Raw genomic sequence first — 845 nt, forward strand, 5'->3', positions numbered from 1 at the left:
CGCATCCGATTTCCAGGACGGACCTCCCCGGAGGAACGTGGAACCGGAGGAAGCGCTCCACCAACCGGTGGTAGTACGCGTTCTTCCTCTTCCAATAGTCGGCCTTGGGGGCCTGGGCGTCCAGGAAGGCGACCAGTTCGTCCTTTCGCATCATGGGGGAGTATAACGTACCTTGCCGGGAGGAATCGACCGGCGGCGACCGCAGCTCAAGCCGGCTCCCCTTCCCCGTTCCACCCCTCGATCAGCGCCGAGAGGATCCTCACCATCTCCGCGATCCCTTCCACCGGGATCCGCTCGTCGACCCCGTGGATCCGGCCGAACTCCTCCCGCGGCAGCAGGATCGGCATCAGCCCGTAGGTGGGGACCCCGATCGACCGGAAGAAGCGGGAATCGGTGAACCCGGTCGACATGTAGGGGAGGATCACGGCGTCGGGGTGGACCGACCGGATGGCGCCTTCGAGGGCGTCGAACAGGGGACCGCGCGGCGAGCCGTTCGGCCGCTCCGCGAAGGAGGGCTCGATGCGGACCTCGAGGCCGGAGACGATCTCCCGCACCCGGTCCGCGACCGCCTCGGGGTCCTCGCCCGGCAGGATCCGGCAGTCGACCGTCCCCTGGGCGCTCGCGGGGATCACGTTCGGCTTGAAGCCGGCGGACAGCGTGGTGACGGCGAAGGTGTTCCGCAGCAGCGGGTCGATCTCCGGGTGCGCGGCGGCGAAGGCCTCCAGCCGGTCGGCGTCCCCCGGTCCGCCGGAGAGCGCGTCCGGGTCCAGTCCGATCCGCCCCTGCGCATGGAGCACGCGCAGCATCTCGCGGACCGGCTCGGTCAGCCTCGCGGGGTCCCGGTG

General features: G+C 70.1%; 2 pseudogenes (1 of these 2 only partly in view). Both read right to left on the minus strand.

Annotated features, from left to right (window positions below):
• Positions 1 to 205: pseudogene (locus A2X88_09730) on the minus strand (glycosyl transferase) (it extends 1,217 nt beyond the left edge of the window).
• 1 nt (position 206) lies between these two features.
• A pseudogene (locus A2X88_09735) lies at positions 207 to 845 on the minus strand (hypothetical protein).

It is taken from the genome of Deltaproteobacteria bacterium GWC2_65_14 (genome assembly GCA_001797615.1).
In the GTDB taxonomy this organism is placed as follows: domain Bacteria; phylum Desulfobacterota; class Deferrimicrobia; order Deferrimicrobiales; family Deferrimicrobiaceae; genus GWC2-65-14.